Raw genomic sequence first — 4,703 nt, 5'->3', positions numbered from 1 at the left:
GGGTCCTGGCTTTCGCCAGGACGACGGTGAATTACTGCAGCACCTCGAACAGGCCGGCCGCGCCCATGCCGCCACCGACGCACATGGTGACGACGGCGTACTTGGCCTTGCGGCGGCGGCCCTCGATCAGCGCGTGGCCGGTGAGCCGCGCACCCGACATGCCGTAGGGATGGCCGACCGAAATCGCGCCGCCATTGACGTTGATCTTCTCCGGATCGATGCCGAGCTTGTCGCGGCAATAGATCACCTGCACCGCATAGGCCTCGTTGAGCTCCCAGAGATCGATGTCGTCGACCTTGAGGCCATGGCGCTTGAGCAGACGCGGCACCGCGAACACCGGACCGATGCCCATCTCGTCCGGCTCGCAGCCGGCGGAGACGAAGCCGCGGAAGATGCCGAGCGGCTTCAGCCCGCGCTTGGCGGCTTCCTTGTCGCTCATGATCACGGAGGCGCTGGCACCGTCCGAGAGCTGGCTGGCATTGCCGGCGGTGATGGTGAAGCCCTCGCCGCGCACCGGCTTGAGGCCGGCAAGCCCTTCGGCCGTGGTCTCCGGCCGCGGACCTTCGTCCTGCGACAGCGTCACCTCCTTCATCGTGACGGCGCCGGTCGCCTTGTCGGTGACCGCCATCATGGTGGCGATCGGCGCGAGCTCTTCCTTGAACTTGCCGCCCTGCTGCGCGGCGGCAGTGCGGCGCTGGCTTTCGAGGCCATACTCGTCCTGCCTCTCGCGCGAGATGTTGTAGCGTTTGGCGACGATCTCGGCGGTGTCGATCATGGGCATGTAGACCTCGCCCTTGATCTTGAGCAGCGCCGGATCTTGGGCGTGGAAGGAATTCATCTTGTCGTTCTGCACCAGCGAGATCGACTCGCCGCCGCCGCCGACCGCGATCTCGACGCCGTCGAAGATCACCGAGCGCGCGGCGAGTGCGATCGCCTGCAGGCCGGAGGCGCACTGCCGGTCGATGGTGGTGCCGGCGACCGTCACCGGCAGGCCGGCGCGGAGCAGCGCCTTGCGCGCGATGTTGCCGCCGGTCGCGCCCTGCTGCATCGCCGCGCCCATCACGACGTCCTCGATCTCCTTCGGATCGACCTTGGCGCGCGCCACCGCTTCGCCGATCGCGTGCCCGAGCAAGGTCGCGCCCTCGGTGACGTTGAGCGCACCGCGATAGGCCTTGCCGATCGGCGTGCGGGCGGTGGAGACGATAACGGCGTCGGTCATGAGCGGGATCCTGATGCAGTCTGTTGTTGCGTGGATTGAGGTGTCTTGGGCTGCTGCTGGCGCAATTCGTGACGCGACAGCTTGCCAACCGGGGTGCGCGGCAATTCGTCGACGAACTCGACCGCCGCCGGCAATTCATGCTTGCCGACCTTGCCGCTGAGGAATGCGCGCAGCTCGTCGATCGAGAACGCCGGCTGCCCGTCGCGCAGCTTGATGAAGGCTTTCGCGGCTTCACCGCGGTAATCGTCGGGAATGCCGATCACGATCACCTCCTGCACGGCGGGATGGGTGTAGATCGCCTGCTCGATCATCTGCGGATAGACGTTGAAGCCGCCGGAGATGATCATGTCCTTCTTGCGGTCGACCAGATAGAAATAGCCGTCGGCATCCATGTAGCCGATGTCGCCGGTGAGGAAGCGGTCGCCGACGAAAGCCTCCGCGGTCTCCGCCGGCCTGTTCCAGTAGCCCTTGGTGACGTTCGGGCCGCGGATGCGGATCTCGCCGACCTCGCCGACCGGCATCACCTTGGTGGAATCCTCCAGCGACACCACGTCCATCTCGATGCCGGGCAGCATCAAGCCGATCGAGCCCGGTTTCTCCGGTCCCTCCTTCGGGTGGCCGGTGCCGGGCGAGCAGGTCTCGGTCATGCCCCAGCCGCTCTTCAGCTTCATGCCGACGCGGCGCTCGAAGATCTTCGCGACCTCCACCGGCAGCGGCGCGCCGCCGGAGCCGGCGACCACCAGCGAAGAGAGATCGCGCTTGTCGAGATCGGGCAGCGAAGCGATCGCGATCCACATCGTCGGCACGCCGGGAAACACCGTCGCGCGCTTGACCTCGATGTCGCGCATCACGGCCTCGACATCGAAGCGCTGGTGCAGCGAGATCAGATGGCCGCGCCGGATCGCCGACAGCAGCACGACGGTCAGTGCGTAGATGTGAAACAGCGGCAGCACGCAGATCACGCGCTCGATCGCATTGCGTTCGAGCCGCCCGGGCTTGCCCCAGACGTCGTAGATCGACACCGCCGCGGTGAGATTGCCATGGCTGAGCATGGCGCCCTTGGGCAGGCCCGTGGTGCCGCCGGTATATTGCAGCAGCGCGACGTCCTCGACGTCGACCGCCGGCCATTGCGACGGCCTGGTCGCGCCGTCGATGAACTGGCGGTGGGTGATGATCGCGGGATTGTCGGGCAGCGCCGTCTGCGGCGTGCCGACCTTGCCCCAATTGTCGTCCTCGCAGACGATCAGACGGTCGAGCAGACCCTTGGCGAGGAATTTCAGCGCGGTCGGCAACAGCGCCGACAAATTGCTGGTGACCAGCACGCGCGCGCCTGAATCGGACAGCTTGTGCGACAGCGCGATCTCGCCGTCGAGCGGCGACAGATGCACGACGCGGGCGCCGGCCTTCAGCGCGCCGAAGAAATTGATCGGATGGTCAGGCGAATTGCCGAGGAACAGCGCGACCGACGTACCCTTGCCGTAGCCGGCCCGCATGAAGGCCGCAGCGGCGGTCTCGACCAGGGCCTCCAGCTCGGCGTAGCTGATCGGCCGGTCGCGGAATTCGAGCACCGGGCGCGCGCCGAACTCGGCGGCGGCGCTCGAGAGCAGGTCCGGCAGCGTGCCGCGCGTGATCTCGTCGCTCCACTGCACGCCCTTGGGATAATATTGTTCGCCGGGATAGGTCATGAATGCCTTCGCAGGGACTCTAAAGGTCGTCATTCCGGGATGGCCCGAAGGGCCAGACCCGGAATCCATCAATCCACTCATTCGACGGCGCCATGGGTTCCGGGTTCATCGCATTGCGATGCCCCGGAACGACACTTGGTTGGGCCGTCGCTCGATCACGCCGCCTTCGACGGCGCGGCGAGCGAGGCGAAGGTCTTGCCCTCGTCGGCGAGCTTCTTGAGCAGCGGCGCCGGCTCGAGCGAGGGATCGTTGGTCTCCTTGGCGTAGAAGGCCAGGCGATCGGCAATGTGCTTGAGGCCGACGGTGTCGGCCCAGAACATCGGACCGCCGCGATAAATCGGCCAGCCATAGCCATAGAGCCAGACCACATCGATATCCGACGGCCGCGCCGCGATGCCCTCGGCGAGGATCTTCGCGCCTTCGTTGATCATCGGGTACATCATGCGCTCGAGGATCTCGTCGTCGCTGACGACGCGCTTCTTGCGGCCGAGGCGCGCAAGCGTCTCGTCGATCAGCTTCTCGACCTCGGGATCCGGCAGCGCCGCGCGCGAGCCCGGCTCGTACTTGTAGTAGCCCTTGCCGGTCTTCTGGCCGAAGCGGCCGGCTTCGCAGAGCGCGTCGGCGATCTCCGACTTGATGCCGCGGTCCTTGCGCGAGCGCCAGCCGATGTCGAGACCGGCGAGATCGCCCATCGCGAACGGGCCCATCGGCATGCCGAACTTGGTCACCACGGCGTCGACCTGCTGCGGCAACGCGCCCTCGAACAGCAGCTTCTCGGACTGCTTGCCGCGCTGCGCCAGCATGCGGTTGCCGACGAAGCCGTCGCAGACGCCGACCACTGCCGGCACCTTGGCGATCTTGCGGGCGATCGAGACGGCGGTGACCAGCGCGTCCGGCGCGGTCTTGTCGGCGCGCACGATCTCGCACAGCTTCATGACGTTGGCCGGCGAGAAGAAGTGCATGCCCAGCACGTCCTGCGGACGCTTGGTCGACTTCGCGATCTCGTCGATGTTGAGATAGGAGGTGTTGGAGGCCAGCACCGCGCCCGGCTTGGCATACTGGTCGAGCTTGCCGAACACTTCCTTCTTGACCGCCATGGTCTCGAACACCGCCTCGATCACGAGATCGGCGTCGCCGACGTTCTCGATGCCGACGACACCGTTGATCAGCGCCATGCGCTTGGCGGGCGCGTCCGCCGGAATGCCGCCGCGCGCGGCGGTCGCCTCGTAGTTCTTCTGCATGATGCCCATGCCGCGCTTGAGCTGCTCCTCGCCGGTCTCGATCAGGGTGACCGGGATGCCGGCATTGGCGAACGACATCGCGATGCCGCCGCCCATGGTGCCGGCGCCGAGGATGGCGACGCGCGCCACGTTGCGGCCCTTGGTGCCCTCGGGGACGCCGGAGATCTTAGCGGCCTCGCGCTCGGCGAAGAAGGCATAGCGCTGCGCCTTGGACTGGTCGCCGTTCATCAGCTTGAGGAAGCCCTCGCGCTCCTTCTTCAGGCCCTCATCGAACGGCAGGTCGATCGCGGCGCCGACGGCGTCGGCAGCGGCGAACGGCGCCTCGAGGCCGCGCGACTTCTTGGTCAGCGCAGCGACTGCATTGGTGAAGATCGAACGATCGGCCTTGGCCGCGGCGAGCTTGCTGTCGTCATCGCGCAGCTTGCGCAGCGGACGCTTCTCGGCAACCACCTTGCGCGCAAACGCCTCACCGCCCGACGCCGGACCCTCGACGATCTCCTCGATCAGACCGGCCTTCAGCGCCGCGTCCGCGCCGATCGGATCGCCGCCGACGATCAT

General features: G+C 66.8%; 3 protein-coding genes. All 3 read right to left on the bottom strand.

Features of this window, described 5'->3' with window-relative positions:
- Positions 1 to 31: 31 nt before the first annotated feature.
- Positions 32 to 1,219, bottom strand: coding sequence for an acetyl-CoA C-acyltransferase (locus AKL29_RS01775; RefSeq protein WP_050382635.1), 1,188 nt, complete (start codon positions 1,217 to 1,219; stop codon positions 32 to 34).
- A complete protein-coding gene (gene pimA, locus AKL29_RS01770) occupies positions 1,216 to 2,904 on the bottom strand; it encodes a dicarboxylate--CoA ligase PimA (RefSeq protein ID WP_050382632.1) in 1,689 nt (562 codons plus the stop codon). Before pimA ends, AKL29_RS01775 begins: the two co-directional genes overlap by 4 nt.
- A gap of 155 nt (positions 2,905 to 3,059) precedes the next feature.
- A partial coding sequence (locus AKL29_RS01765) for a 3-hydroxyacyl-CoA dehydrogenase (protein WP_244481675.1) occupies positions 3,060 to 4,703 on the bottom strand: 1,644 nt, incomplete at its 5' end.

It is taken from the genome of Bradyrhizobium pachyrhizi (genome assembly GCF_001189245.1).
Classification (GTDB): Bacteria; Pseudomonadota; Alphaproteobacteria; order Rhizobiales; family Xanthobacteraceae; genus Bradyrhizobium; species Bradyrhizobium pachyrhizi.
Note: the sequence above shows the minus strand (reverse complement) of the source record. Positions and strands in the feature narration are given on the sequence as shown.

Bases quoted from the DNA above. Each gene is read 5' to 3' on its own strand.
- AKL29_RS01775 (WP_050382635.1), bottom strand. From the start codon at position 1,219: ATGACCGACGCCGTTATCGTCTCCACCGCCCGCACGCCGATCGGCAAG.
- pimA (WP_050382632.1), bottom strand. From the start codon at position 2,904: ATGACCTATCCCGGCGAACAATATTATCCCAAGGGCGTGCAGTGGAGC.